We start from the raw sequence: 24979 nt of genomic DNA, 5'->3' as shown, positions 1-24979 counted from the left end.
AATTTTGGAAGGAGGGGATCTGATGGCTGAAAAATCAGCTCAATCAAAACAACTTGATTCAGATTTAACAATTGAACAAGTAAAAGATCAATTGACCGAAATCGGAAAAAAACGTGGTGTGCTAACATACGAAGAAATTGCAGAGCGTATGGCGAACTTCGAAATTGAATCCGATCAAATGGATGAATATTATGAATACCTTGGAGAACAAGGTGTTGAAGTAATGAGTGAATCTGAAGCAAATGATGACGATGCCGATCCCGATATTCAAGAACTGTCAAAAGAAGAAGAGTTTGATTTAAATGATTTAAGTGTACCTCCTGGTGTGAAAATTAATGATCCAGTTCGTATGTACTTAAAAGAAATCGGACGCGTTGACTTATTGTCGGCAGAGGAAGAAATCAATTTAGCAAAACGTATTGAAGAAGGCGATGAAGAAGCGAAACGTCGTCTTGCTGAAGCAAACTTACGTCTTGTTGTAAGTATAGCTAAACGCTATGTTGGACGCGGTATGCTGTTTCTTGATTTAATTCAAGAAGGAAACATGGGTCTTATTAAAGCGGTAGAAAAATTTGATTATCGCAAAGGTTATAAATTCAGTACGTATGCGACATGGTGGATTCGTCAAGCTATTACTCGTGCGATTGCTGACCAAGCAAGAACGATTCGTATCCCTGTTCATATGGTTGAAACGATTAACAAACTAATTCGTGTTCAACGTCAGCTTCTACAAGATTTAGGTCGCGAACCATCTCCTGAAGAAATTGCAGAAGATATGGACTTAACACCAGAAAAAGTTCGTGAAATCTTAAAAATTGCCCAAGAGCCGGTTTCTCTTGAAACGCCAATTGGTGAGGAAGATGATTCTCATTTAGGTGACTTCATTGAAGACCAGGATGCAACATCACCTTCTGAACATGCTGCATATGAATTATTAAAAGAGCAGTTAGAAGACGTCCTTGATACGTTAACAGATCGCGAAGAAAATGTTCTTAGACTCCGCTTTGGTCTGGACGATGGGCGTACGCGTACGCTTGAAGAAGTAGGAAAAGTATTTGGCGTAACGCGTGAGCGTATTCGTCAAATTGAAGCTAAAGCGCTTCGCAAGCTTCGTCACCCTAGCCGAAGCAAACGTTTAAAAGATTTCTTAGAATAGATAAAAGCGTAAATAGCGCTTATGAGATAGCTTCTTTCCCTGCGGAAAGAGGCTATCTGTTTTTTATGGAATAAATTTCATGAAAACGCATTTTAAAGAAGTATATTGATTTTTTTACCAACTTTTCTTCTTTCATATATTTTACTGAATTGTCCTTCGTTTTGCAAATGCTCCTTTATATTCTTTTGTTATAGAAGCGTAAGATGTTCAAATTTCATTTAAACATCCGAAAAAAAATGGAATCGCTCTCATTTTATTCTTGCATTGATGAATACTCCTCTATTATAACATGAAAAAATTAAAACGTTTTAAAAGTTGAGAAAATTTACAAAAATGAATTATAATTAGATAATGTAAGCGTATACATTTTTAGGGGGAATAAAAATGAATTATGAATTAACCAATGAACAAAAGATGATTCAACGGACGCTGAGAGAATTTTCAGAAGCTGAGGTAGCACCAAATGCACTAGAGCGCGATCGAAGTAAGCAATTTCCGCTTGATGTTTTTAAAAAGTTAAGTGAGCTTGGTGTAATGGGCCTTCCTTTTCCTGAAGAGTATGGTGGCGGAGGCGCAGATACGGTTAGTTTTGCTATTGTCGTAGAGGAGTTAAGTAAAGCTTGTGGCTCTACAGGAATTACATACTCAGCTCATGTTTCGCTCGGGGGGGCACCTATTTATTTATTCGGAACAAAGGAGCAAAAAGAACAGTACCTACCTGCTTTATGCTCCGGGGAATCTTTTGGAGCGTTTGGTTTAACCGAACCGAACGCAGGAAGTGACGCGGGGGGAACGGAGACCGAAGCAGTGTTGAAGGATGGAACATTTAGGATTAATGGAAGTAAATGCTATATTACGAATGCCAGCTATGCAAAGTTTTTAGCTTTAACAGCTGTTACAAACCGTACAGAAGGTAAAAAAGAAATTTCAGCTATTATCGTGCCTACAGAAGCTCGAGGTTTTACTGTAATAGACAATTACGAGAAAATGGGTCTACATGCTTCAAATACAACTGAACTCGTTTTAGAGGATGTTCAAGTGCCTGAAGAGAATTTACTCGGTGTAAGAGGAGAAGGATTCAAACAATTTCTAATGACGCTTGACGGGGGAAGAATTGGAATTGGGGCAATGGCCGTTGGAATCGCTCAAGCGGCTTATGAAAAAGCACTGTCATATGCGCAGGAAAGAAAGCAGTTTGGGAAAGCTATTTCATCGTTTCAAGCGATTCAGTTTAAATTAGCTGATATGGCCATGAAAATTGAGTTAGCAAGAAATATGGTGTATAAAGCAGCGTGGTTAAAAGACCAAGGAAAGCCATTTACGAAAGAAGCAGCTATGTGTAAACTGTATGCTTCTGAAATTTGTATGGAAGTAGCCAGTCAAGCTGTGCAGATTCATGGAGGATACGGCTACATGAAAGAGTATCACGTGGAGCGGTATTTACGGGATGCCAAGCTTTTAGAAATTGGAGAAGGAACTTCGGAAATTCAGCGCTCTGTTATTGCAAGGCAAATTGGCTGTTAAGATAAGTAATAAGAAATTAGTTAATTATGTAAATAAAACCCTTTCACTTATGAGCATTTTCAAGTAAAATAAAAGTGCTTATACTATTTTGTTATTTCTAGGGATGGGAATACATAAAGGGGGTATAGTGAGTGAAGCGAAATCCGCTAATACCATTTTTATTAATTGCGGTAATCGGGATTGCTTTAATGTTAACGCTTTCGTTCAACGGATTGAACAATGCAAAAGAAATCGCGGCTGAAAAAGAAGGCGGTGGCGCGGAACAGCAGGCTTCAGCTAAACCAGAAGAAATTTATCAAAAAACTTGTATTGGTTGTCACGGTGATCAGTATCAAGGTGGAGTAGGTCCTTCGTTAAAAGGAATTGGGAAAAAAGTTTCTCAAGACGAAATTGCAAATATTGTTGTAAACGGTAAAGGAAACATGCCGGCCGGGCTGGTTCCACCGGAAAAAGCGAAGGAAATGGCTAAATGGGTATCCGAAATTAAATAGAGTTCAGAAACATGATTTTCTGGAAAGCCGCTCATTTATAAAGCAGGCTTTTTTTTTATGATTTTTTTATACGCATTCAGCTAGAAGGAAAACATGAAGAGAAATAGGAATCATGCAACTATCTATGTTAAAATAATGAACAGTAATCACATAGAGAATAGGTGACAAAATGAATGAATTAAACTTATCAACAAGACTTGAAGAAGTAGTAAAGTCGATTCCTTTGGGAGCAAAGATAGCAGACATTGGCTCAGATCATGCGTATTTGCCATGTTTTGCTTATTTAAATGGATATATTAGCGGCGCTGTAGCAGGTGAAATTACAGAAGGTCCCCTGCAATCGGCTATTCAGCAGGTGAAAAAAACAAGCTTAACGGATGTTATTGATGTTCGAAAAGGAAACGGCCTAGAAGTAATATCACCGAATGAAGTAGACTGTATTACAATCTGCGGAATGGGCGGAACGCTTATTACGATGATTTTAGAAGAAGGAAAGGCAAAATTAGAAGGAGTAAAAAGACTGGTGCTTCAGCCGAATATTGGTTCACATCATATTCGCAGCTGGCTGATTCAACACAACTGGGAAATCATTGATGAAAAAATCATCGAAGAAGACGGTCGTATGTATGAAGTCATCGTCGCTGAACCTGGAAACCCTTTAGCTCCGTATAACGGGGAAGTGGAAGCCGGTGTGTTAATGGGCCCTATTTTAAAAGAAAAGCGCTCTTCTGCTTTTATGACAAAGTGGACGCATGAACTAAATCATCTTAAACAAATTGTCAGTCAAATGGAACAGGCTCAGTCAGAGGAAAGCAAAGCAAAACTTCAAAAACTTACCCAAGACATCTCATTAATTGAGGAGGCGTTAAAATGAGTAAAATCCCTAACGGATTTCAAGTAATTGAGGCATTTGAATCATTTTCCCCCAAGCATTTAGCGGTTGAAGGAGATAAAATTGGTTTACAGATTGGAACGTTAAACAAGCCTGTAAAAAAAGTAATGGTAACGTTAGATGTTCTTGAAACGGTCGTAGACGAAGCAATTGAAAAACAAGTGGATTTAATTATTGCTCACCATCCTCCTATTTTTAGACCACTAAAACAAGTGGTTACAGATCGTCCTGAAGGGCGTATTTTAGAGAAATGCATTAAGCATGATATTGCCGTATATGCTGCTCATACAAACTTAGATATAGCTAAAGGCGGAGTAAATGACTTGTTAGCCGAAGCGTTGGGGCTACAAGAGACAAAAGTGCTGGTTCCAACAACGTCGATTCAATTGAAAAAGCTAGCTGTATTTGTTCCTTTAAATGACGCTGAAGCAGTGCGCACAGCTATTTGTGATGCGGGAGCTGGACATGTTGGCCTTTACAGCGACTGTACGTTTTCAACAGAAGGCGAAGGCACATTTAAACCTTCTTCAGAAGCCAATCCATACATTGGCTCAAAAGGAGAGCTAGAACGTGTCAATGAAACAAAAGTTGAAACTATTTTTGAAGCGGGTCAACAAAATAAAATTATTCGTGCCATGCTCAGTGCTCATCCTTACGAAGAAGTAGCCTATGACATTTATCCAGTGGAACAAACGGGCGAAACGCTTGGACTTGGACGAGTTGGTAAGTTAAAAGAAGAGATGACGTTAAAACAGTTTGCCGATCACGTTAAACAAGCATTGGATGTAGATGGTGTCAGAGTAGTAGGGTCTATGGATGCCACTGTGAAAAAAGTAGCTGTTCTTGGCGGAGACGGAAACAAATATATTACAAACGCAAAATTTAGCGGAGCAGATGCCTATGTAACAGGTGATTTGTATTTCCACGTTGCGCATGATGCAATGGCAATGGGATTAAACGTTGTAGATCCTGGTCATCATGTTGAAAAAGTCATGAGACAAGGTGTAACACGCGTATTAAACAGTCTTTTTGAAGCGAAAAACTTTGAGTGTGAAGTATTTGATTCAAAAGTAGACACAAACCCATTTACGTTTAGGTAACAAAGAAGGTGTTGACGAATGTCAACACCTTCTTTTGCGTCTATTAAGACGATTTTTTTGTTCGAACTTTTGGTAAAATTTTCGAAAGAGGCACACTTTTTTCACGTGTCCATGTTGTTTCATCTTCCGGATCGAACTGATCTAGAAAATTGATGACCTCTTTTGTGATTGGAGTAGGGGTAGATGCGCCTGCCGTAACAGCTACGGTTTTCGCGTTCATCAACCATTCGATCTGAAGCTCTGAGATGTCACCGATGCGATATGCCTCAGTGCCGGCAATCTCCATTGATACTTGAGCTAAACGGTTTGAATTGTTACTTTTAGGATCTCCTACTACGATTGTAACATCTGCTTCACCTGCTTGCTCAGCTACAGCTTCTTGGCGAACTTGTGTAGCTAAACAAATTTCCTTGTGAACTTCAGCGTGCGGATATTTTTCTTTTACTTTTTCCATTACATCTGCAACGTCCCACTGACTCATTGTTGTCTGATTGGTTACAATGACTTTTTCACGTTGAATATTTAAATGGGCTACGTCTTCTGCTTTCTCAATTAAATGAACGATATCTGGTGCGATGCCAAGTGCACCTTCTGGCTCAGGATGATTTCTTTTTCCGATATAAATAACGTCATAACCTTCTTTTTCTTTTTGGCGAATAAGGTCGTGGGTTTTTGTAACATCCGGACATGTAGCATCGATTGTTGTTAAACCTTTTTCTTTTGCTCGTTCTTTTACTTCTGGAGATACTCCGTGCGCCGTAAAAATAACGGTTCCTTCATTTATTTGGTCTAAGATTTCTAAGCGATTAGCACCGTCCAGTGTGATAATGCCGTCCTCTTCAAACGCATCTGTAACGTGTTTATTATGAACAATCATTCCTAAGATATAGATTGGTCGAGGCAATGATTTATCTAAAGCGGCGTTTCGTGCAATGACCATTGCGTCTACTACACCATAACAATAGCCGCGCGGTGCGATTTTAATAACTTTCATTTCAATTTCCTCCTCATCATAATCCTGACGAGCAATTCAACTCGCTTCTATTATATAAAAGAGGAAGGAAGAATACAAAGATATTCTTTTTTTACTTACTGTCTTTGCTTACGGAACTAGCAGATTTATCAAATATAAAGTTTTGGTTTAGACACTCGATCTCTAGAGGAAAGTTCAATTTCTTCTTCGAAGAAATCCAGCTCATCATCAGATGAATCCGTGCTTTCTGCGCCTGTTGACAAAACCTTACTGTCTTTGCTTTCATCAGTTTCAGCAACCTCTGTTCCTTCTGCTTCGAGTACTTCATCTGTATCGTCACTTGAGCGCAGGGCCTGATAGATTTTCCATAGAGAAGGAGCATTTTTGACAAGAGGTCCGTATTGTTGAATCATAGGTCCCATCGTTTCCGCAGCTTTTAATACTCGTTGAACATTTCCCATCATGGAGCTTAAGTTAGCAGGGTTCGTTAAACCTTGCAAACCTCCAAGCAGGGAAGAAGAGTTGGTCGCTCCTGCAGCACCTTGGGCTCCTGAAAGGCCTGAAAACAAAGAACCTCGAGGAGCAGCAGCTGCTGCTTGTTGAAAGGGGATGTTTCTATTCCCGCCTCTTCGGAATAGGCGAGTTAAGAAGTTACCTCCTCCACGGTTCAGGCCTTGCTGATTCGGGTAAAATGATTGTTGAGCATTTGTTTGCTGGGCAAAGTTACGAAACTGCTGTAATGGATTAAATTGGCCAAAGTTACCAGGTTGTTGCCCAAAACCGTTTTGCGGTGGCATTCCTGGCATCATTCTTCTTTGCATACCGGGTGGAAATGGTGGTCTTCGCTGTAGCAAAGGACGCACCTCCTTTAGTAAAGTAGATTTTCTTTTACTATCGTATGCAACTCGCGATAAAATGTTTTTGAAACAGGTAATAAGTTTTAGTAATATGAATGAGAAGTAGTCACAGAAGGAAAAATCGATTATAATCATATATTGTGCCTTAAAAGATGAACGTGAATGTAAAAAAGGAGACTATTATGGAAAAAACAAACTTTGAACGTTTTGAGTTTCAACCATTTTTAATAGAAGCAATTAAACAATTAGGTTTTTATCAGCCTACAGAGATTCAAGAGCGCTTAATTCCTTCCGTTTTAAAAGGGGAAAGTGTAATTGGTCAGTCACAAACAGGGACGGGCAAAACACACGCTTATTTATTGCCTTTACTTGAAAAGGTAGATCATAAAAAAGAAGAAGTACAAGTTGTAATTACCGCTCCAACTCGTGAGCTTGCTTCTCAAATTTATCAAGAAGTCTTAAAGCTAACAAAACACAGTGCTGAAGGAGAAGAAATTTCAGCAAAATGTTTTATCGGCGGTACAGATAAGCAGCGTACAATCGACAAATTAAAGAAACAGCCTCAAGTGGTTGTAGGAACACCGGCTCGTTTGTTTGATTTAGTAAATGAAAAAGCGTTAGTTGTGTATACAACTAAGGCGTTAGTAGTAGACGAAGCTGATTTAATGCTTGATATGGGATTTTTAGAAGATGTGGACCGTTTGGCAAGCAACATGCCTGAAAAATTACAGATGCTTGTTTTTTCAGCAACGATTCCTGAAAAATTAAAGCCATTCTTAAAAAAATACATGGAAAATCCAAAATTTACGCATGTTTCGCCGAAGCAAGCAGCAGCGGCTAAATTAGAGCATGTATTAGTTCCACTACGTCATCGTAACAAGTTTAAGCTGCTGCACGATATGCTTATTTCGTATAATCCTTATTTAGCTATCGTCTTTACAAATACAAAGAAAATGGCGGACGAAGTAGCAGATGACCTACTGTCTAAAGGCTTAAAAGTAGGAAGAATTCACGGAGACTTATCTCCTCGTGACCGTAAGAAAATGATGAAGCAAATTAATAATTTAGAATTTCAATACGTAGTAGCGACAGATTTAGCAGCTCGCGGTATTGATATTGAAGGGATTTCACACGTTATTAACTTTGAGCTTCCTTCAGATCTAGATTTCTACATTCACCGCGTAGGCCGTACAGCTCGTGCTGGTCATTCTGGAATTGCTGCTACAATCTTCGATGTGGAAGATGAAGATGCAGTAAATAAGCTAGAGAAAATGGGAATCGAGTTTGTAAACAAAGATCTTCAAAAGCAAGAGTGGGTTTCTATTGATGACCGTAACCGCCGTAAAAAGCGTGTGAAGAAAGCGGATGAAGTGGGAGAAGAGGCACATCGCTTTATTCAAAAGCCTAAGAAAGTAAAGCCTGGCTATAAGAAAAAACGTGCTCGTGAAATTACAAAGTACGTGCAAAAGAAAAAGCGTAGTGAAAGACGAAACAATCGTTAATCGCAATAGGTTAGAGGTGTAAAAAAGAATGTTGAAAATTGGTTCTCACGTATCGATGAGCGGCAAAAAGATGCTTTTAGGAGCAAGTGAAGAGGCAGCTTCTTATGGAGCAAATACGTTTATGATCTATACAGGCGCTCCACAAAATACTCGTCGCAAAAAGATTGAAGAGCTTAATATTGAAGCTGGTCTTTTGCATATGAAAGAGCATGGAATGAAAGATATTGTTGTACATGCTCCTTATATCATTAATTTAGGGAATACAACAAAGCCCGAAACATTTGAGCTTGGAGTAGATTTCTTAACGTCTGAAATTCAGCGCACCCATGCTCTTGGCGCAAAGCAAATTGTTCTTCATCCAGGGGCTCATGTGGGGGCAGGAGCAGATGCTGGTATTCAGCAAATTATCAACGGTCTAAACGAAGTGTTGACAGCTGATCAAGAAGTTCAAATTGCGCTTGAGACAATGGCTGGAAAAGGAACAGAGTGTGGAAGAAGCTTTGAAGAAATCGCCCAAATTATTGATGGTGTGACGCACAATGAAAAGCTCTCTGTTTGTTTTGACACATGTCACGTACATGATGCTGGTTACGATATCGTTCAAGACTTTGACGGTGTATTAAATGAATTTGACAAAACCGTAGGAATACAGCGAATTAAAGTGCTTCACATCAATGATAGTAAAAATGTATGCGGTGCTCGAAAAGACCGTCATGAAAACATTGGGTTTGGTGAAATCGGATTTGGTGCACTGAATTATATTGTTCATCACCCAGCGTTTAAAGAAGTTCCTAAAATTCTAGAAACTCCTTATGTAGGAGAAGATAAGAAAAATAAAAAAGCGCCATATCAATTGGAAATTGATATGATTCGTGCACAAAGCTTTGATTCAGAGTTAAAACAAAAGCTTATGTAATTTCATATGTGATTGAAAGAGGTCATGTCTACAGACATGACCTCTTCTTTTACATTAACTGCTGAAATAATTCGTTCACGCGTCTGGCAGTTTCACGATCTGTTACTTGAGCAATTTGTTTGATTAAATTTCGGCGCTCTTCAAGGTTATAAATATTTACGGGCTGCTGTCTAATGACAGATACAAGGGTGTGTGCCTGCTGATCTGTAATGGGGATGTTGTATTGTTTGCTATACTTTAAAAGCTCTTTCGGGGTAATATTGTTTACTTTCTTATTGACAATCTGCTGTACAATTTTCATATGATTACCTCCTCGTCATATACAGTTTATGAATAAAAAAGAAAGATGTGACTATATTGTGTAATAAAACAACATTTTGAGTCGGATGAACCTACGGGGTAAGAAAGCGAAAGAGTGAAACGGCTTAGTTTACAAATAAAAGACAATCCTGTATACTACATTAATGACTAAATCGTAATGATTCTGAGAAAGTAAATGGGTAACGGAGTATACGATAGAAACCGTGCCCTCTTTTGTATGGAGAAATATAAAAAAAGAATGGTGAGGCGCATATGAATACACCTGATATCATTGAAATTGATCATTTATCATTTCAATATGATGGAGTGAATGTATTAGAAGATATAAGTTTTTCAATTCCAAAAGGAGCTTTTTTGGGGCTCGTTGGTCCAAATGGTTCTGGGAAATCAACGCTAATTAAATGTTTGCTTGGTTTGCAAAAACCATCTCAAGGTTCAATTCGTTTATTTGGAAAAGATCAGAGAAGGTTTAAAGAACGAAGTAAAATTGGATATGTATCGCAAAAAGCGAATAGTTTCAACAGCGGCTTTCCTGCTACCGTTTTTGAAGTGGTTTCCACGGGCCTTACTTCAAAACTAGGTTTGTTTCGCTTTATGAATGCTTCTCATAAACAAAAAGTAAAAGAAGCGGTAGAAGCAGTGGGGATGAGCAAATTTTTAAATCGAAACATAGGAGAGCTATCCGGTGGTCAGCAGCAGCGAATTTTTATTGCACGCGCGCTTGTAAGTGAGCCCGAGCTGTTGATTTTAGATGAGCCTACGGTCGGAGTGGATGCACAAAATGTGTACACTTTTTATGAGCTTCTTGAAAAGTTAAATAAAGAAAAAGGAATTACGCTTGTGCTTGTTACTCACGATATTGGAACTGTCTCGGAAAAAGTAACCCACGTTGCTTGTTTAAATAAATTTTTACACTTTCATGGGAATGCCAAAGAATTCGAACAGCTTTGTGAACATGACGTATCTATGTTTTATGGTCATAATGTTCATGTGTTAACCCATGATCATCATCATGGAGGGCAGCACGTATGATAAGCAGTTTATTTCAATTTGAGTTTTTGCGAAATGCATTTTTAACAGGTATGATTATTGGCGTCTTAGCTCCTTTATTGGGCACGTTCATCGTAGTAAGACGTCTTTCTTTAATTGCAGACGCGTTAAGTCACGTGACGCTAGCCGGAATTTCTGCGAGCTTGCTTCTTAGTCAGAAAATAGGGTTTATGCAAGGAGTGAACCCCGTCTATTTAGGAATGGTGTCTTCCGTTACAGGGGCTCTTTTTATCGAGAAGCTTCGAGGGGTCTACAAGCACTATCAAGAGCTGGCCATTCCGATTATTTTATCGGGCGGAATTGGTATTAGTGCAATTTGTATCTCGCTGGCAGACGGTTTTAATAATGATTTAATGAATTATTTGTTTGGAAGCGTGAGTGCAGTTAGTCGTTCGGATCTTTGGACAGTTGTTGTCATAGCCGTATTTGTAATAGCTATTGTCTTTTTCTTATATAAAGAATTATTTATTTTATCTTTTGACGAGGAGCATGCTTCTGCTTCTGGAATTAAATCGAAGTGGATGCACTTTTTATTTATCGTGATGGTTGCTCTTGTCATTGCTGTATCGATGCGTATCGTCGGTATTCTATTGGTGTCATCGCTTATGACTCTTCCTGTAGCAGCAAGCATTCGCTTAGCTAGAGGCTTTAAACAAACGATTCTGCTTTCGGTGATTTTTGGTGAAATATCTGTTTTAGGCGGATTATTTTCAGCGTACTACTTGGATTTAGCACCAGGCGGTACAATTGTTGTCATTGCTGTTGTTATTTTAATCATATCTATTATGATTAATAAAGGACGGAAGGGGAAACAAAAATGAATTTAACTGAAGCCATTCATTTATTAAAAGATCAAGGATATAAACATACAGGAAAACGTGAAGAAATGCTTGCCTTGTTTTCAAAATCAAATAAGTACTTAACGGCAAAAGATGTATTAGAATATATGAAGCCTGATTATCCTGGTCTAAGTTTTGATACAATCTACCGTAATTTATCATTATTTGTGGAGTTAGGCGTACTTGAAATGACGGAGCTTTCGAGCGAAAAGCACTTTCGATTTAAATGTGCAACTGCTCATCATCATCACCACTTCATTTGTTTAGATTGTGGAAAAACAAAAGAAATTGAAGCTTGTCCGATGGAGTATGTAGACGAGGATTTGCGAGGGTATAATATTACAGGCCATAAATTCGAAATTTACGGTCAATGTATAGAATGTAATCAATAAAAAAGAGAGGGTGCTATGCACCTCTCTTTTTTATTTTTGCTGTTCTTTTAACCAGTCGGCTACCCACTGATCTGCTTCTAGCCAGTTATATAGGCGAACCACTCCTTTTGGAACAGGTAAGCGATTATAAGGAGTATCAAATAAGATAACGGGAATATTGCATTCTTCACTGATTTCACAAGCATTATCATGTTTGTCTTCAAAAAAGATATCAACATCGTATCGTTTTGCTGTCTCAACTTTAAAATGAGAGCCGACTAACTCAATGTGATGAAACGATAGCTCATTTTTTTGAAACCATTCTTCCGTGACGTCCAATAGCTGATCGTGCCTTGCACTAATAAAGAATAATTCGTGCTTTTGATGCCACTTTTGCAAAACCGCTTTTGCATCGTCTGCAAGTGGAGAGGTTTCGTAAATAGAGCGTTCATTTGCTTTAAACCATTTCCCGAGTTCTGCAGGTGATACATTTACAAAAGGGCTGAAATCATATTCTGTAATATCTTCAAGTGTTAAATTTAAGTTAAAGGCTTTATTTAAATGAGGAACAAAAGTTTCAGGAGAGGTAACAGTTCCATCAATGTCAATTCCAAACTTTTTTGTCAACTACGTGCACTCCTTTAATACGTTTATTCTGCTTAGGTGCTTGATTATTCTTGTCTAGTGTAACATAAAGCCTAAAGAGAAACAGTAATACTTTTTATACTCCTTAAGAAAAAAGATAAGGATGATTATACGGTGTGGGAATCGTGCAGGTATCTATTTTTGCAAGAAAATGAGCAGCTGTATAAGATTAACACTTATAATTTTTTCTCGCATTCAGATACTATAAATGCTCCTTATTTACGAAAGCGAGGGATTAAGCATGGAGAATGAAGAACAAAGGCGTAGAAAAGATGTATATGAAGCTGATTTCATGGAAGAAACTGCAGCTGAAGTGGGCGTTCCTTACCGAGTAGGAGAGCCACATGCAGAGCGTGAAGTTATAGATATTGACCGCAATCGCAATCATGAAGTCGCTGGACAAGGAGAAGGAACGGGATACGGTCGTTTCGCACTCGTGCTTTCGATTCTTTCACTATTCTTTTTACCAATTATTCTTGGTGCCGCTGGGATTATTCTAGGGTTTATCGCACGCAGAAAAGGAGCACTTACGCTAGGAGCATGGGCAATAGGGATCGGAGTTGTATCGATTATTGTCGGTACGTTTATATTACCGTTCTTTTCATAAAAAAAGCGAGGCGCATATGCGCCTCGCTTTTTTTGGTTATGATTTAGCTGCAGCTTTTTCAGCTTCTTGCTTTGCGTGATATTCAGCAGCAATTTTATCAATTTCTTTTTTTAGTTCCTCAACCATTGTTTCTTCCGGAACTTTGCGTACGATTTCACCTTTGCGGAATAGAAGACCTTCACCGCGTGCTCCTGCAATCCCGATATCAGCTTCACGAGCTTCGCCAGGACCGTTTACAGCGCAGCCAAGTACCGCTACTTTAATCGGTGCTTTTACAGTTGAAATATACTCTTCAACTTCATTAGCAATGCTAATTAAATCAATTTCAATACGTCCGCAAGTTGGGCAAGAAATAAGCGTTGCAGCATTGGAAGCTAAACCGAATGATTTTAGCAACTCGCGTGCAACTTTTACTTCTTCTACAGGATCCGCACTTAAAGAAATACGTAATGTATTTCCGATTCCTTTAGACAAAATAGCGCCAAGACCTGCTGCACTTTTTACAGTTCCCGCAAATAATGTACCCGATTCTGTAATTCCTAAGTGAAGAGGGTAGTCAAAAGCTTGAGCAGCTTTTTCATATGCTTCAATTGCCAAGTTAACATCGGATGCTTTCATTGAAACGATGATGTCATGGAAATCAAGGTCTTCTAAAATTTTAATGTGATGAAGTGCACTTTCTACCATGCCATCTGCTGTCGGATAGCCGTATTTATCTAAAATACGTTTTTCCAGTGAACCGGCGTTAACTCCAATACGAATTGGAATATTTTTAGCTTTTGCAGCATTTACAACAGCTTCCACTTTTTCACGGCGTCCAATATTACCTGGGTTGATACGGATTTTATCCGCTCCGCCTTCAATTGCTTTTAACGCTAAGCGATAGTCAAAATGAATATCTACAACTAATGGAATGTTAATGCGTTTTTTAATTTCAGGGATTGCATCTGCTGCGCGCTCATCTGGACAAGCAACACGAACAACTTGGCATCCTGCTTCTTCTAAACGTTTAATTTCTGCAACCGTTGCTTCAACATCATGTGTTTTAGTGGTTGTCATACTTTGAATAACTAATTCGTTACTGCCCCCAATTGTTAAATCTCCAACTTTAACGGGGCGTGTTTTTGTACGATGTATAATTTCACTCACGTGATAATCTCTCCTTCAAAATGAAATCAAGAATTTGAATTCATTAATAGAATAACTCTTTATGAACAAAATAACTAGTAGAAAGTACTACCTTAGCTATTTTAACAATGACTATCCCATCTTGACAAGAAGAATGCTGTCATTACTTGTAAATAGGGAACTTATACGTTTTTCCAATTTGAATATCTTCAGGCGCTGTACCGTTATTTAACTTCTTAAAGTCTTTAATCATTTGGTTCATAGAAACCGGTATCGATTTTTTTGTAAGCTCTTCAATGACGGACAAAACTGTATCGCCTGGCTTAATTTTTATTTTTGTATAGGTGGAAGAAGAGCTGGCGGCTTTTGTTTCTGCAGGCTGCGCTTTGCTGACTTGAACTGCTTCAGTCGCAGTAGGAATGGTCCCGTATTTAATGTCGTAGTGACAAATATATCCGATAAAAGCGAAAGCGGCTAATGCACATAGCTTTTTCATTATGCTCCTCCTTCATTCTTTTGCTTATGTGTAAAGCCTATGCTTGTCTTACTTAAATATGATTGGAGAACGAAAATTGAAAGAAAAATTAATGATTGTTTCATTAGGCTTATTGCCTTTAATCATGGTGCTGGGAAATTCCATGCTCATTCCTCTGCTGCCAAGCATTCAAAAGTCACTTCACTTAAGTGGAGTCCAAACCAGTTTGATACTGAGTGTATTTTCGATTCCGGCTGCATTGTGTATTCCTGCGGTAGGAATTTTATCAGATCGATATGGACGTAAAAAATTAATTATGTATTCCCTCATCGTGATGATAATCGGTAGCCTTGTCGCTGCTAGTAGCGCTTTGGTCTCTTCTGGAAGCTTTGCTGTGTTGATGGCTGGAAGAGTGATTCAAGGGATTGGCGCTGCTGGTACTACAACGTTGGCAATGGCATTAACTGGAGATGTATTTACAGGGGAAAAAAGAGCAAAAGTCCTTGGGATTTTAGAAGTATATAATGGAGCTGGAAAAGTGGTTGCACCTATAATTGGAGCAACGGCGGCACTCGTTGTATGGTATGCCGCATTTTTTGTGTATCCTTTAGCTGCAGGTGCTGCTTTAGTAGGTATAGCCATGTATGTGAGAGAAGCGAAAACAGGTTCAGATTCAGTATCTGTTGGAGAGTATTTAAAGAGAGCCATTGGGATCGTCTATGATAAAAGAAAATCGCTTTTTCCTTTATTCTTTGTCGGGGGACTGGGGTTGTTTTTATTATTTGGCATTTTATATTACTTATCTTTTTTAATAGAGGAAACGTATCATATAGACGGTTTTTTCAAAGGAACCGCTTTTTTATTTCCTCTTGGCGCGATGACGCTCGTTTCTTATTGGACCGGTCAGCGAATCAAAACAGATGTAGTGCTCATGAAAAAATTGATGATAGTAGGAATGATTCTTTTATTCGTAATGTTTGGAGTATTAACGGTGATTTATACGCTTCCTGTGCTGATGTTTTGTTTGACAGTCGCCTTTGGCGGCTTAGGATTTGTTCTTCCTTGTATTAATATGATGATTACTTCAGCGGCTTCAGACGAAGAAAGAGGATTTATTGTATCCATTTATGGAACGGTGAGATTTTTAGGAGTAGCGTTGGGACCCGTTGTTTTTGAAGTGTGGATGCATACTGAAAGGCTGATGTTTATTTATAGCTTTAGTTTGCTCGCAGCAGGAGGTTTGTGGGTTTTGTATCAGTTGAAAATTTTTTCTTCTGCAATGGGGAGAAGAAAAGTTGTACAGAAATAAAGAGGCTGGGACAAAAGTATGTTAGTTGAAGAAGCTCCCAACAAATTTGATTCTTGATCAAGAATTAAATTCGTTCGGAGCTTTTCATTGGCAGGGTAAACATAGATTTTATGTATGTAGGTGCTTCTAGCGGTTGATTGGATTCATTTCGTTATGTTTCAATCGCTTTATTAGGTTTTACCTTTTTTCTCATAGGAACCCTTGTGACGAGCAATAAGTAAATGAAGAACGTTCCTATCCAGTAAAGAGAGCTATGTGTTGCTAGAGAAAAAGAAAAAGCTTCAAAAAGCATATAAAGCAGCGTGAAGGCTACCGTACTATAAGCGCTCAGTGCCCATAGCTGTTTGAAAGGAAGCTGCTTCTTAGTGATGAGTCCAATCAGTTTTCCAAGATAAGCAAGGCAGGTAATAGAAAGGAAGTTTAGTCCAGATGTTAATACGTACAGTAAAAGCATAGCGATAGGGACAAGTATGTATAAAGAAAATTTTTGTTCGTGCAGCAAGTTTAACAGTTCATTTTTATCTTTATGATGCCAGTTTAGCAACTCATATGAATACGTTTGTGTTTGTGAATTAGTCGTGATGTAAATTCCATCCTTTAAAAAACCAATTGCATGAGCAGGGGAATGAAACCGTTCAATAGACTGTGAGGGGTCTAAGATAAAAGCGGTACCGTTTACTTTTTTTGTGAAAGGTTGGCTTGACGTAAGCTGTGAATTTGAAATAGAAAAAGAAGAAACAGATTTCGGGAGCTCTGTTGTAGCAATGTGATAGCCGTTTACAATTGTCAACGTCATAAAGAAAAATGTAGGCAGCAAAGAAATAAGTGTTAAAAACAATATGAAGCCAATGGTTTTGTTTGTATGCTCAAAGCGAAGAGACCTCATTTTTTGAAAAGAAGTAAGACTCCATCCCATCTTTTTTAACATGATTATTGTAAACCCTCCTTTTATTAAAAAATTCTAACTATAATTTATTCTATAGCGGAAATTCAAGGTTTACAATAGATTCTAGAAATCGTTTCCAATTACAATGTAAATATACTGTTAAGTTATTGTAAACATTAGCGTAAAAACGTTTACAGTGCTTTTAAGATTCGTTAATAATAGTGGGGACTTCTCTATGTCGTTAGAAAAAAATCAAGGAGTTGAGGTGTTTGGAACTAGATGTTCAAAAAATGATTTTTGAATTTATCGGTGGACTCGGAATCTTTTTATTCGGGATTAAGTTCATGGGAGATGGGTTGCAAAAATCAGCAGGAGATAGATTGCGCGATATTTTAGACAGATTCACAACTAATCCGTTTATGGGAGTTCTAGCAGGTATTCTGGTTACCGTTCTTATTCAGAGCAGCTCAGGAACCACTGTTATTACGGTAGGCTTAGTAAGTGCCGGTTTTATGACTTTGCGCCAAGCTATAGGGGTTATTATGGGCGCAAATATCGGTACGACAGTTACAGCTTTTATAATCGGAATTGACATTTCGAGCTACGCTCTTCCTATTCTCGCAGTGGGAGCGATTTTACTCTTTTTCTTTAAAAGTAAACCTGTTCAAAATTTTGGTCAAATCGCTTTTGGGTTTGGAATGTTATTCTTTGGTCTAGAGCTTATGGGAAGCGGGATGAAGCCGCTTCGCTCACTTCAACAGTTTCATGATTTAACTGTAAGCATGAGTGATAATCCGATTTTAGGAGTTGTAATTGGCACTTTATTTACGGTGATTGTGCAAAGCTCTAGCGCTACTATCGGAATTCTACAAGAACTTTTTGGACAGGGCGCTATTGATATACATGCCGCGCTGCCTGTATTGTTTGGAGACAACATTGGTACGACTATTACCGCTATTTTAGCTTCAATCGGGGCAAGTGTGGCAGCAAGAAGGGCTGCTTTAACGCACGTAATGTTCAACTTAATTGGTACAACTATCTTTTTAATTATCTTGCCGTTATTTACTCGTCTTGTGGAGTACTTGAGAGAGACGATGGGCTTAAACCCAGAAATGACGATTGCATTTGCTCATGGTCTCTTTAACACAACCAATACAATTATTCAGTTCCCTCTTATCGGTCTGCTTGCGTTAATTGTTACAAAGCTGATTCCTGGTGAAGATGCTGTTATAGACTTTAAACCTAAACATCTTGATCCTATTTTTATTGAACAGTCTTCTTCAATTGCTCTTGGGCAGGCAAAAGCAGAGCTTATTCGTATGGGAGAATTCGCGACGATTGGGTTAGAAGAAGCCAATAGTTATTTGAAGACGCGCCATCCTAAACATTCTGATGCTACTATGCAAATTGAAAATGCCATTAACAATTTAGATAAAAAAATCACGAATTATTTAGTGTTGTTATCCCGCTCTTCCATGTCAGAAGCTGAAAGCGAAGAGCATTCTGTGCTTCTAGATACTGCGCGAGATATTGAGCGTATTGGCGATCATTTTGAAAATATCATTGAACTTGTTGATTATCAAATTACAAATAAGGTGAGAATGACAAAAGAAGCTAATACCGACTTAGCTGATATGTTCGAATTGACTATTGTAACAGTTAAAGAAGCTGTTTTTGCTTTAGAAAAAGTAGATAGAGAAAAAGCAGTCCAGGTCATTCAAAAAGAAGAGCAGATTGATGCAATGGAGCGTCTGCTTCGTAAGAAGCACATTTTACGTCTAAATGAAAATGTATGTACAGGTTCTGCTGCTATTGTTTTTGTCGATATCATTAGCAATTTAGAACGAATTGGAGATCATGCTGTTAATATTGCGGAAGCGGTACTCGGAGATCGCTATCTAAAGACATATTCAAAGGTAAAATAAAGAAAGGCCTTGCTCATGCAAGGCCTTTCTTTATAAGAGTGGTTATTGTATGATAAATAGTAATAATAAAAAGGATAGGTGCGGGCATGGCTATTTTATGTTGGGCATTAGTTATCATTAGCTTTGTTGTATCGTTTGTTGGGTTGGTTTATCCCATCATCCCAAGCGTGCTATTTGTAGCGCTAGGATTTGTTATATACGGTTTATTTTATGATTTTAGCTCCTATAGCTGGTTATTTTGGGTGATACAAGGATTGTTAGTTGTCGCACTTTTTTTAGCAGACTATATCGCTAATATTATTGGTGTGAAAAAATTCGGAGGCACTAAAGCAGGCGTTTGGGGAAGTACAGTTGGATTGCTTGTGGGTCCGTTTGTTATTCCGGGATTTGGAATTATTTTAGGGCCGTTTATCGGAGCGATTGTAGGAGAACTGATTGTTCATCGGACCACAATTAGCAACGCAGTAAAAATTGGAGTAGGTTCGGTTATTGGCTTTTTTAGTGGCGCTATCTCGAAAGGATTTATTCAACTGTTGATGATTGCCTATTTTTTATACGCTGTTTTAAAATAATATATTGACTTTAGGCCAGAAACATGTTAAATTTTTAATGTCGCTAGTAAATGTTATATTGTTCCACAGTAGCTCAGTGGTAGAGCTATCGGCTGTTAACCGATCGGTCGTAGGTTCGAGTCCTACCTGTGGAGCCATGGCGGTGTAGCTCAGCTGGCTAGAGCGTACGGTTCATACCCGTGAGGTCGGGGGTTCGATCCCCTCCGCCGCTATTTTCCAATTTACGTTTGTGACATACATAATTCATATTGTTCCACAGTAGCTCAGTGGTAGAGCTATCGGCTGTTAACCGATCGGTCGTAGGTTCGAGTCCTACCTGTGGAGCCACGTGGACCCTTAGCTCAGCTGGTTAGAGCAGACGGCTCATAACCGTCCGGTCGCAGGTTCGAGTCCTGCAGGGTCCACCATTTATAGGGTTGGAGGAATACCCAAGTCCGGCTGAAGGGATCGGTCTTGAAAACCGACAGGGGTGTTAAAGCCCGCGGGGGTTCGAATCCCTCTTCCTCCGCCATACTATTGTCTATTCAAAGCTTCTTTTGAGAAAAAGAAGCTTTTTTTATGTTTAAAAGAATAGCGAATGGGAATTAGGTAAATATAAATCATGGATTAGGTACTTTTTATTTGAAAGAGTAGGGTAAATTTGCTAATCTAAACGTATATGGTGCTTTTGCGCCAAAATGCTTACATATTTTGAAGGAGGAATTATTCATGGCTTACAAATTACCAGAACTACCTTATGCATACGATGCACTGGAACCACATATCGACAAAGAAACAATGAATATTCACCACACAAAACATCACAACACATATGTTACAAACCTAAACGCTGCTGTTGAAGGCAAAGCGGATTTAGAAAGCAAAAGTATTGAAGAGTTAATTTCAAACTTAGATGCTGTTCCTGAAGATATCCGTACAGCAGTACGCAATAACGGTGGCGGTCATGCGAACCACTCATTATTTTGGACAATCCTTTGCCCTAACGGCGGCGGTGCTCCAACTGGTGAATTAGCAGACGCTATCGCTAGCAAATTCGGCAGCTTTGATCAATTCAAAGAAGAATTTGCAAATGCAGCTAAAACTCGCTTCGGTTCTGGCTGGGCTTGGTTAGTTGTAAACAACGGCCAATTAGAAGTAACAAGCACACCAAACCAAGATAGCCCATTAATGGAAGGCAAAACGCCAATTCTTGGTCTAGACGTTTGGGAGCACGCTTACTACTTAAATTATCAAAACCGCCGTCCAGATTACATTTCAGCATTCTTTAATGTTGTAAAATGGGACGAAGTTGCTAAGCGTTACGACGCTGCAAAATAAGCTGAAGACGTATTTAAGAGCCAGTAAAGTAATTATTACCTTTACTGGCTTTTTTGTTTTCCAATTCTTTTACATATCTCCTTTTCTTTTTCACACACTAGGTGTAGAAGAGAAAAGGAGTTTTTTGATATGCCTTTATTAAAAAAAGTAGTTGGAGATATAGAAGTTAGTAAAGATTTACTTTTGCTTTTAATTATAGGCGGTCTTTATGCCTTGGCTATTTCAATTTCCAATTCGTTTGTTAACATTTATCTGTGGAAACAATCAGGCGAATTTTCGGATCTCGCTATTTATAATTTAGCGGTAGTGGTGCTTCAGCCGCTTACGTTTATTTTAGCAGGTAAATGGGCCAAACGAATTGACCGGGTTGTGGTTTTAAGGTTAGGCGTATCTTTTTTAGCTGTTTTTTATATCGCTGTATTGGTCAGTGGAGCTAACGCAGCCGAGTATTTAGTATTGCTTGGTGGACTGCTGGGTATAGGATATGGCTTTTATTGGCTAGCTTTTAATGTGCTAACTTTTGAAATTACAGAACCTGATACAAGAGACTTTTTTAACGGATTTTTAGGGATCTTAAACTCTTTTGCAGGGATGATTGGTCCTTTAGGAGCGGGCTTTGTTATTTCCGCTTTGTATGAATCACTTGGGTATAAAATTGTGTTTGGTGTATCTCTGCTATTGTTTGTCGGTGCCGTTGTGCTTAGTTTTTTTATTACAAGACGCGCAGCTGAAGGAGTATACAAATTTAAAGAAGTGTGGGCTGAACGAAAAGTCAACAAAGACTGGAATCGAATATTACAGGCTCATTTCTTTCAAGGATTGCGTGAAGGTACGTTCATTTTTGTCGTATCCGTCATGGTATTTATTACGACGGGAAGTGAATTAGCTTTAGGAACTTATGGACTGGTGAATTCAGCGGTGGCGTTTGTAGGATACTATGTAGCCTCAAGATTTATTAAGCAAAAAAATCGCCTTCGATTTATTTTCACCGGGGGCCTCCTTCTCTATGGAGCAGTCTTTTTGCTTATCTTTAACTTATCGTATCCAAAGTTAATTATATATGCTGTTTGTATTGCTATTGCCTATCCTATTTTGTTGGTTCCATTCATTTCTCTAACGTACGATGTGATTGGACGAGCAAAGGACGTTGTTTCAAAAAGAATCGAATACATTGTTGTCAGAGAAGTATTTCTGAATATTGGGCGGGTCGTTTCCATATCTTTATTTTTAATAGCCGTACTATTTTTTGATGAAGCAAAAAGTATTCCCATTTTATTAGCTATTGTTGGAGCAGGGCATACGATCATTTATTTTTGTGTAAGACATATCTCACAGCCTCTGCACAAAAAAGAAACGACTGTTACTCCTCCAGTATTAAATGAAGGAGACGGAGAGTCTCCAGCTTAGAGTATTATTAGCTCCTTCATTTGTACTATGGAAAATGCCTCGCTTTTCTTTTAGAATAAATACGTTGTGTAAATAGGCACCTGCCAGGTGTCTATTTATTTGCTAAATGTCTGATTTTATGGTGTTATGGTATATATGTTTTATAAAGTGTAGGTGTTGGTATGAAAAAGAAAAAAAGAAGAAAAAGTCACGTGCCTTTTCGTGTGAACTTACTTTTCTTGACCGTATTTGCCCTATTTTCCGTATTAATTTTGCGGTTGGGACTTGTTCAAATTGTGTACGGTGAGAATTACGAACGAGAAGTCGAAAAAACACAGGACGTTACAGTCAGTACGCCTGTTCCTCGAGGGAAAATGTACGATCGGTATAACCGCGTAATTGTAGATAATACCTCTTTAAATACGATTACATATACTCGTTTTCAAGGAAATACAGCTGAAGAAAGGCTGCGTATCGCTAAAAAGTTAGCCACTATGATCGATGTTCCTTACACCACAAATGTGATTGATATTCCAGAAAATAGAAAGAATAAAGATGCTAAAAACGTGGTAAAAATTACAGAACGCGACATGAAGGATTATTGGATTATGCTTCACCCTAAAGAAGCGGAGCAGAAAATTACGAAAGCTGATCGCAAAAAAGTTCAAGATGGTGAAATGACTGATGACGAACTGTATCAACGTCAGTTAGACCGCATTTCTAAAAAAGATTTAGAAAGTTTAAAGAGTGATTTAGAAGTTCTAGCTATTAAGCGCCAAATGGAGGCAGGTTATTCTAGCACCCCGCAAATTGTTAAAAGCGGTGTGACAAATGAAGAGTATGCCGTTGTAAGTGAGCATTTAGATGAACTTCCGGGTGTTGATACAACAACGTATTGGGATCGCTCATACCCAGAAAACAGCACTCTCCGTACTTTGCTTGGAAATGTATCCTCTGCCAACGAGGGTCTGCCCAAAGATAAAGTACAGTATTACTTATCAAGAGGCTATAGTCGAAATGACCAAGTTGGGACGAGCTATTTAGAGAAGCAATACGAAGCTCAGCTCAGCGGTCAAAAAGAAAAAGTCCAGTATGTAACAGATGATAAAGGAAATCTCCTTGATACAATTCAAGTGTCGAAAGGCGAACGCGGCAGTGATTTAGTTTTAACTATTGATATGGAGCTTCAAAAAGCGGTAGAAAAACAAATTACGGACCAGCTTTTAGCCAAAAAGAAAATGAAAGGAACGCAGTTTTTAGACCGTGCTTTTGTGATTATGATGGATCCTCACACAGGAGAAATCTTAACAATGGCAGGTAAAAAATACACCATTGATAAGAAGACTGGGGTACCTAAAATAGAAGATTTTGCACTAGGGAATATTTCAACATCTTATACAATGGGCTCTGTTGTAAAAGGGGCAACGGTTCTAGCTGGCTTAGATTCAGGAGCTATTAAGCCAAACACAGTGTTCGTTGATGAACCGTTAAAAATTAAAGGAACACCAATTAAGAAATCAGCTGAGGCTGAGGGGTTAGGACCCTTAACGTATTCATCCGCGTTAAAATATTCATCCAACGTATTTATGTTTAAAACGGTAATGGCGATGGCTGGATTACAGTACCACAAGAACATGACTTTACCGATTAAACCTGACACATTCAGCGAACTGCGTTCGTACTACAGTCAGTTCGGCTTAGGCGTATCAACAGGCATAAACCTCGATAACGAATCAACAGGTGTACAAGGCGGAAGCAATGTTCCAGGTACAGCGCTTGATTTAGGAATTGGCCAGTATGATACGTACACGCCGCTGCAGCTTGTTCAATATACTTCTGCAATAGCTAATGGAGGGTATCGCATCAAGCCGCAGCTAGTAAAAGAAATCCGAAAGCCAACAATAAAAATCGATGAAATTGGCGGTACGCAGCATTCATTTGAACCTGATGTGTTAAATCGTATCACGATGAAAGAAGAATACATTAAAGATGTTCAAAATGGCTTTAAACGGGTTACGCAGGAACAAGGCGGTACAGGGTACGCAGCTTTCCATACAGCGAACTATAATCCTGCTGGTAAATCTGGAACGGCACAAGCCTATGAGAAAAACCCAAGCGGAGGGGATCCAATTAAAGTTAATAATTCAAACTTTGTGGCCTTTGCTCCGGCAAATGATCCTGAAATTGCAGTAGCTGTCGTGGTACCATCGGCATTTGTGCCAAGTGCACCAAATACCATTACAAAAGAGCTTGCTCGTTCTGCGCTCGATACGTATTTTGATTTAAAGAAAAAAGGTGAACAAGAAGTAAAAGATCAAGAAGAGAATCAACAGGCTGTCATTGCAAACGACGCCAATTAAAGAGGCTGGGAAAAAGCATATTAGTTGAAGTAAGATCCGAACGACGTTGATTAAGAATTAACGCTGTTCGGATTTTTTTATTGAGAGGGTGAACGTAGATTTCATGTAAGTAGGTGCTTTAAGCGGTTGATTGGAGGGCAGGGCGAAGACTTCTGCCGGAAAAGCGGAAGAAGTGAGACCCCGCAGGAGCGGAAGCGACAACGAGGCTCACCGGCCGCCTGCTTGCACGGAAATCAACAGTGGTGTCAGAAGTGATTCGTACTGGCTTATTTATCTAATTTACTTGTCTTTATATCAAATTAATTTAGTTATGTCTCAACCTCTTCTTTTTTTTGTTAGAAATCTTTACATATATGGTTTTTTATTGAATTTAAGGG

The 24979-nt window shown here is 38.7% G+C and carries 25 protein-coding genes and 5 tRNA genes; 23 read left to right on the top strand and 7 right to left on the bottom strand.

Going from position 1 to position 24979, the window contains the following annotated elements; genetic code table 11:
- Positions 1-22: 22 nt before the first annotated feature.
- The 5 genes from rpoD to CEQ83_RS21995 all read left to right on the top strand — a co-directional run bounded on the left by rpoD (position 23) and on the right by CEQ83_RS21995 (position 5163).
- Positions 23-1156 (top strand): RNA polymerase sigma factor RpoD, encoded by a 1134-nt coding sequence (rpoD, locus tag CEQ83_RS22015; protein WP_013059219.1) that lies wholly within the window; start codon positions 23-25, stop codon positions 1154-1156.
- A 384-nt stretch (positions 1157-1540) separates the two neighbouring features.
- Entirely contained in the window at positions 1541-2680 is a 1140-nt protein-coding gene (locus tag CEQ83_RS22010) for an acyl-CoA dehydrogenase family protein (RefSeq protein WP_155017510.1), read from the top strand.
- A 131-nt stretch (positions 2681-2811) separates the two neighbouring features.
- On the top strand, positions 2812-3171 hold the full coding sequence (gene cccA, locus CEQ83_RS22005) for a cytochrome c550 (protein WP_028411641.1): 360 nt from the start codon (positions 2812-2814) through the stop codon (positions 3169-3171).
- Between the two features lie 169 nt (positions 3172-3340).
- Positions 3341-4045, top strand: coding sequence for a tRNA (adenine(22)-N(1))-methyltransferase (locus tag CEQ83_RS22000; RefSeq protein ID WP_028411640.1), 705 nt, complete (start codon positions 3341-3343; stop codon positions 4043-4045).
- Positions 4042-5163, top strand: a complete 1122-nt coding sequence (locus tag CEQ83_RS21995) for a Nif3-like dinuclear metal center hexameric protein (protein ID WP_028411639.1) — start codon at positions 4042-4044, stop codon at positions 5161-5163. Before CEQ83_RS22000 ends, CEQ83_RS21995 begins: the two co-directional genes overlap by 4 nt.
- A gap of 43 nt (positions 5164-5206) precedes the next feature.
- Here the strand turns inward: CEQ83_RS21995 and CEQ83_RS21990 are convergent, their stop codons facing one another.
- Entirely contained in the window at positions 5207-6157 is a 951-nt protein-coding gene (locus CEQ83_RS21990) for a 4-hydroxy-3-methylbut-2-enyl diphosphate reductase (protein WP_028411638.1), read from the bottom strand.
- A gap of 128 nt (positions 6158-6285) precedes the next feature.
- Positions 6286-6999, bottom strand: a complete 714-nt coding sequence (locus CEQ83_RS21985) for a YqfQ family protein (protein ID WP_223546251.1) — start codon at positions 6997-6999, stop codon at positions 6286-6288.
- A 176-nt stretch (positions 7000-7175) separates the two neighbouring features.
- Here CEQ83_RS21985 and CEQ83_RS21980 point away from each other — a divergent pair, with 176 nt between their 5' ends.
- Positions 7176-8495, top strand: coding sequence for a DEAD/DEAH box helicase (locus CEQ83_RS21980; protein WP_028411636.1), 1320 nt, complete (start codon positions 7176-7178; stop codon positions 8493-8495).
- A 28-nt stretch (positions 8496-8523) separates the two neighbouring features.
- Entirely contained in the window at positions 8524-9411 is an 888-nt protein-coding gene (locus CEQ83_RS21975) for a deoxyribonuclease IV (RefSeq protein ID WP_028411635.1), read from the top strand.
- A 49-nt stretch (positions 9412-9460) separates the two neighbouring features.
- Here the strand turns inward: CEQ83_RS21975 and CEQ83_RS21970 are convergent, their stop codons facing one another.
- Positions 9461-9712, bottom strand: a complete 252-nt coding sequence (locus CEQ83_RS21970; RefSeq protein WP_013059210.1) for a DUF2624 domain-containing protein — start codon at positions 9710-9712, stop codon at positions 9461-9463.
- A 272-nt stretch (positions 9713-9984) separates the two neighbouring features.
- Between CEQ83_RS21970 and CEQ83_RS21965 the strand changes: the two genes are divergently transcribed.
- From CEQ83_RS21965 to CEQ83_RS21955, 3 genes are read left to right on the top strand one after another with little or no spacing between them, the layout of a single operon-like run.
- Positions 9985-10764: a metal ABC transporter ATP-binding protein gene (locus CEQ83_RS21965; RefSeq protein WP_098112951.1), complete on the top strand. Its 780-nt coding sequence runs from the start codon at positions 9985-9987 to the stop codon at positions 10762-10764.
- Positions 10761-11603, top strand: a complete 843-nt coding sequence (locus tag CEQ83_RS21960) for a metal ABC transporter permease (protein WP_028411633.1) — start codon at positions 10761-10763, stop codon at positions 11601-11603. Before CEQ83_RS21965 ends, CEQ83_RS21960 begins: the two co-directional genes overlap by 4 nt.
- Positions 11600-12013 (top strand): Fur family transcriptional regulator, encoded by a 414-nt coding sequence (locus CEQ83_RS21955; RefSeq protein ID WP_013059207.1) that lies wholly within the window; start codon positions 11600-11602, stop codon positions 12011-12013. Before CEQ83_RS21960 ends, CEQ83_RS21955 begins: the two co-directional genes overlap by 4 nt.
- A gap of 30 nt (positions 12014-12043) precedes the next feature.
- Here CEQ83_RS21955 and CEQ83_RS21950 read toward each other — a convergent pair whose 3' ends face one another.
- Complete coding sequence (locus tag CEQ83_RS21950) at positions 12044-12619, bottom strand: 5' nucleotidase, NT5C type (protein ID WP_028411632.1); 576 nt, start codon at positions 12617-12619, stop codon at positions 12044-12046.
- Between the two features lie 259 nt (positions 12620-12878).
- On the opposite strand from CEQ83_RS21950, the gene CEQ83_RS21945 reads away from it, so the two are divergent.
- Positions 12879-13244 carry a G protein-coupled receptor family protein gene (locus tag CEQ83_RS21945; RefSeq protein ID WP_028411631.1) on the top strand — a complete coding sequence of 122 codons (366 nt, stop codon included), beginning with the start codon at positions 12879-12881 and terminating at the stop codon, positions 13242-13244.
- 36 nt (positions 13245-13280) lie between these two features.
- Here CEQ83_RS21945 and ispG read toward each other — a convergent pair whose 3' ends face one another.
- Both ispG and CEQ83_RS21935 read right to left on the bottom strand, forming a co-directional pair.
- On the bottom strand, positions 13281-14384 hold the full coding sequence (ispG, locus tag CEQ83_RS21940; protein WP_201763664.1) for a flavodoxin-dependent (E)-4-hydroxy-3-methylbut-2-enyl-diphosphate synthase: 1104 nt from the start codon (positions 14382-14384) through the stop codon (positions 13281-13283).
- A gap of 151 nt (positions 14385-14535) precedes the next feature.
- Positions 14536-14868, bottom strand: coding sequence for a hypothetical protein (locus tag CEQ83_RS21935; RefSeq protein WP_028411630.1), 333 nt, complete (start codon positions 14866-14868; stop codon positions 14536-14538).
- 76 nt (positions 14869-14944) lie between these two features.
- Here CEQ83_RS21935 and CEQ83_RS21930 point away from each other — a divergent pair, with 76 nt between their 5' ends.
- Entirely contained in the window at positions 14945-16156 is a 1212-nt protein-coding gene (locus CEQ83_RS21930; protein ID WP_028411629.1) for an MFS transporter, read from the top strand.
- A 151-nt stretch (positions 16157-16307) separates the two neighbouring features.
- On the opposite strand, the gene CEQ83_RS21925 is transcribed toward CEQ83_RS21930, so the two are convergent.
- Positions 16308-17084 (bottom strand): DUF1189 domain-containing protein, encoded by a 777-nt coding sequence (locus CEQ83_RS21925; protein ID WP_228123020.1) that lies wholly within the window; start codon positions 17082-17084, stop codon positions 16308-16310.
- Between the two features lie 227 nt (positions 17085-17311).
- Between CEQ83_RS21925 and CEQ83_RS21920 the strand changes: the two genes are divergently transcribed.
- The 11 genes from CEQ83_RS21920 to CEQ83_RS27695 all read left to right on the top strand — a co-directional run bounded on the left by CEQ83_RS21920 (position 17312) and on the right by CEQ83_RS27695 (position 24857).
- Entirely contained in the window at positions 17312-18967 is a 1656-nt protein-coding gene (locus CEQ83_RS21920) for a Na/Pi cotransporter family protein (protein ID WP_028411627.1), read from the top strand.
- A gap of 86 nt (positions 18968-19053) precedes the next feature.
- Complete coding sequence (locus tag CEQ83_RS21915) at positions 19054-19539, top strand: DUF456 domain-containing protein (protein ID WP_028411626.1); 486 nt, start codon at positions 19054-19056, stop codon at positions 19537-19539.
- A gap of 62 nt (positions 19540-19601) precedes the next feature.
- Positions 19602-19676: transfer RNA gene (locus CEQ83_RS21910), tRNA-Asn, on the top strand.
- Position 19677: 1 nt separating this feature from the next.
- Positions 19678-19751: transfer RNA gene (locus CEQ83_RS21905), tRNA-Met, on the top strand.
- Positions 19752-19791: 40 nt separating this feature from the next.
- Positions 19792-19866 (top strand) — tRNA-Asn (locus CEQ83_RS21900).
- A 3-nt stretch (positions 19867-19869) separates the two neighbouring features.
- A tRNA-Ile gene (locus tag CEQ83_RS21895) sits at positions 19870-19946 on the top strand.
- An 11-nt stretch (positions 19947-19957) separates the two neighbouring features.
- Positions 19958-20050: transfer RNA gene (locus tag CEQ83_RS21890), tRNA-Ser, on the top strand.
- Positions 20051-20247: 197 nt separating this feature from the next.
- Positions 20248-20856 (top strand): superoxide dismutase SodA, encoded by a 609-nt coding sequence (gene sodA / locus CEQ83_RS21885; RefSeq protein ID WP_014458213.1) that lies wholly within the window; start codon positions 20248-20250, stop codon positions 20854-20856.
- 129 nt (positions 20857-20985) lie between these two features.
- Positions 20986-22263, top strand: a complete 1278-nt coding sequence (locus CEQ83_RS21880; RefSeq protein ID WP_028411625.1) for an MFS transporter — start codon at positions 20986-20988, stop codon at positions 22261-22263.
- 161 nt (positions 22264-22424) lie between these two features.
- Entirely contained in the window at positions 22425-24602 is a 2178-nt protein-coding gene (locus CEQ83_RS21875; RefSeq protein ID WP_028411624.1) for a peptidoglycan D,D-transpeptidase FtsI family protein, read from the top strand.
- A 126-nt stretch (positions 24603-24728) separates the two neighbouring features.
- Positions 24729-24857 (top strand): hypothetical protein, encoded by a 129-nt coding sequence (locus CEQ83_RS27695; protein WP_255256887.1) that lies wholly within the window; start codon positions 24729-24731, stop codon positions 24855-24857.
- Positions 24858-24979: the final 122 nt, after the last annotated feature.

Source organism: Priestia megaterium, from assembly GCF_009497655.1.
Taxonomy (GTDB): domain Bacteria; phylum Bacillota; class Bacilli; order Bacillales; family Bacillaceae_H; genus Priestia; species Priestia zanthoxyli.
Note: the sequence above shows the minus strand (reverse complement) of the source record. Positions and strands in the feature narration are given on the sequence as shown.

Bases quoted from the DNA above. Each gene is read 5' to 3' on its own strand.
- CEQ83_RS21880 (WP_028411625.1), top strand. From the start codon at position 20,986: ATGCCTTTATTAAAAAAAGTAGTTGGAGATATAGAAGTTAGTAAAGAT.
- CEQ83_RS21975 (WP_028411635.1), top strand. From the start codon at position 8,524: ATGTTGAAAATTGGTTCTCACGTATCGATGAGCGGCAAAAAGATGCTT.
- CEQ83_RS21960 (WP_028411633.1), top strand. From the start codon at position 10,761: ATGATAAGCAGTTTATTTCAATTTGAGTTTTTGCGAAATGCATTTTTA.
- CEQ83_RS21915 (WP_028411626.1), top strand. From the start codon at position 19,054: ATGGCTATTTTATGTTGGGCATTAGTTATCATTAGCTTTGTTGTATCG.
- CEQ83_RS22010 (WP_155017510.1), top strand. From the start codon at position 1,541: ATGAATTATGAATTAACCAATGAACAAAAGATGATTCAACGGACGCTG.
- CEQ83_RS21935 (WP_028411630.1), bottom strand. From the start codon at position 14,868: ATGAAAAAGCTATGTGCATTAGCCGCTTTCGCTTTTATCGGATATATT.
- CEQ83_RS21965 (WP_098112951.1), top strand. From the start codon at position 9,985: ATGAATACACCTGATATCATTGAAATTGATCATTTATCATTTCAATAT.
- CEQ83_RS21925 (WP_228123020.1), bottom strand. From the start codon at position 17,084: ATGTTAAAAAAGATGGGATGGAGTCTTACTTCTTTTCAAAAAATGAGG.
- CEQ83_RS21945 (WP_028411631.1), top strand. From the start codon at position 12,879: ATGGAGAATGAAGAACAAAGGCGTAGAAAAGATGTATATGAAGCTGAT.
- CEQ83_RS21980 (WP_028411636.1), top strand. From the start codon at position 7,176: ATGGAAAAAACAAACTTTGAACGTTTTGAGTTTCAACCATTTTTAATA.
- CEQ83_RS21875 (WP_028411624.1), top strand. From the start codon at position 22,425: ATGAAAAAGAAAAAAAGAAGAAAAAGTCACGTGCCTTTTCGTGTGAAC.
- CEQ83_RS21955 (WP_013059207.1), top strand. From the start codon at position 11,600: ATGAATTTAACTGAAGCCATTCATTTATTAAAAGATCAAGGATATAAA.
- CEQ83_RS22000 (WP_028411640.1), top strand. From the start codon at position 3,341: ATGAATGAATTAAACTTATCAACAAGACTTGAAGAAGTAGTAAAGTCG.
- rpoD (WP_013059219.1), top strand. From the start codon at position 23: ATGGCTGAAAAATCAGCTCAATCAAAACAACTTGATTCAGATTTAACA.
- CEQ83_RS21995 (WP_028411639.1), top strand. From the start codon at position 4,042: ATGAGTAAAATCCCTAACGGATTTCAAGTAATTGAGGCATTTGAATCA.
- sodA (WP_014458213.1), top strand. From the start codon at position 20,248: ATGGCTTACAAATTACCAGAACTACCTTATGCATACGATGCACTGGAA.
- CEQ83_RS21990 (WP_028411638.1), bottom strand. From the start codon at position 6,157: ATGAAAGTTATTAAAATCGCACCGCGCGGCTATTGTTATGGTGTAGTA.
- CEQ83_RS21970 (WP_013059210.1), bottom strand. From the start codon at position 9,712: ATGAAAATTGTACAGCAGATTGTCAATAAGAAAGTAAACAATATTACC.